The organism is Falsiroseomonas oryziterrae, from assembly GCF_021864505.1.
Lineage (GTDB): Bacteria > Pseudomonadota > Alphaproteobacteria > Acetobacterales > Acetobacteraceae > Falsiroseomonas > Falsiroseomonas oryziterrae.
On record NZ_JAKJIB010000559.1, the window covers coordinates 1 to 1,466 of the forward strand.

At 70.6% G+C, this 1,466-nt stretch carries 2 protein-coding genes; both read right to left on the bottom strand.

What is annotated here, in order from left to right; all coding sequences use genetic code 11:
* Positions 1 to 125 precede the first annotated feature (125 nt).
* Entirely contained in the window at positions 126 to 1,220 is a 1,095-nt protein-coding gene (gene ychF, locus L2I40_RS23125; RefSeq protein WP_237217707.1) for a redox-regulated ATPase YchF, read from the bottom strand.
* Between the two features lie 9 nt (positions 1,221 to 1,229).
* Positions 1,230 to 1,466, bottom strand: a 237-nt coding sequence (locus L2I40_RS23130) for a hypothetical protein (RefSeq protein WP_237217708.1), incomplete at its 5' end; no start/stop codon positions are given.

Here is a 1,466-nt window from a genome sequence, read left to right on the forward strand (position 1 = left end):
TAACGCCGAAGGCGGAGGGGGCACTTCGGCCCCCTCCGCCTTCGGCGTTGAAAAACAGATGGCTGGGGTCCGGGGAGCCCCTCGGCTCCCCGGCGGGGGCGCGGGGGCAGCGCCCCCGCAGCACGCTACACGTTGAAGCGGAACAGCAGCACGTCGCCGTCCTTCACGACGTACTCCTTCCCCTCGACGCGCATCTTGCCCGCATCCTTCGCCCCCGCCTCGCCACCCAGCGCGACGTAGTCGTCATAGGCGATGGTCTCCGCCGCGATGAAGCCGCGCTCGAAGTCGCCATGGATCACGCCCGCCGCGCCCGGCGCCTTCGTCCCGCGCGTAATCGTCCAGGCCCGCGTCTCCTTCGGCCCCACCGTGAAGTAGGTCACCAGCCCGAGCAGTTCGTAGCCGGCGCGGATGATGCGATCGAGCCCGCTGTCCTGCAGGCCGAGCGAGGACAGGAACTCCCCGCGGTCGCCCTCCGGCATCTGGCTGATCTCGGCCTCGATCGCCGCCGAGACGATCACCGCCTTGGCGCCCTGCGCCGCCGCCATCGCCTGCACCCGCGCGCTGTGCGCGTTGCCGGTCGCGGCCGAGCCTTCCTCGACGTTGCAGACATAGAGCACCGGCTTGGTCGTCATGAGCTGAAGGCGCTTCGCCGCCTCCTCCTCGCCCTTCGGCACCGCGGTGCGCGCGGGCTTGCCGGCTTCGAGCGCCGCCTTCAGCGGCTCGATCAGCGCCATCTGCGCGACCGCTTCCTTGTCGCCGCCGCGCGCGCGCTTCACCAGGCCCTGCGCACGCTTTTCGAGGCTGTCGAGGTCGGCCAGCATGAGTTCGGTCTCGACCGTCTCGGCGTCACGCACCGGATCGACACTGCCCTCGACATGCGTGATGTCGCCGTCCTCGAAGCAGCGCAGCACATGGACGATGGCATCCACCTCGCGGATGTTCGCCAGGAACTGGTTGCCGAGCCCCTCGCCCTTCGACGCGCCGCGCACCAGCCCAGCGATGTCCACGAATTCCAGGCTGGTCGGGATGATCTTCGCCGACTTGCCGATCCTCGCCAGCACGTCGAGGCGCGGATCGGGCACCGCGACGCGGCCGACATTCGGCTCGATGGTGCAGAACGGGTAGTTCGCCGCTTGCGCGGCAGCCGTCTGCGTCAGCGCGTTGAACAGCGTGGACTTGCCGACATTCGGCAGGCCGACGATGCCGCAATTGAAGCCCATGGGGGTTCCTCAGTCCTTCGCGCGCTGCCAGGCAGCGCGGAACTCGGCGGAAAACGCGGCCGCGACCATCGCCGCGGAGACCCGCGCCACGCCGTCATCCGTCAACGGCAACAGCGCGGCCACGCGCACATGGCCGAGCACCTCCTCGACCGAGAGCGAGCCGCGCGGCATGCGCCCGATCGCCGCCCGCGCCGCGGCCGCGGGGTCGGGCTCGCGCAGCAGCTGGCGCGAGGCGACGAGCAGCGC

Excerpts from the sequence above, each read along its gene's own strand:
- ychF (WP_237217707.1), bottom strand. The coding sequence starts at position 1,220 with ATGGGCTTCAATTGCGGCATCGTCGGCCTGCCGAATGTCGGCAAGTCC.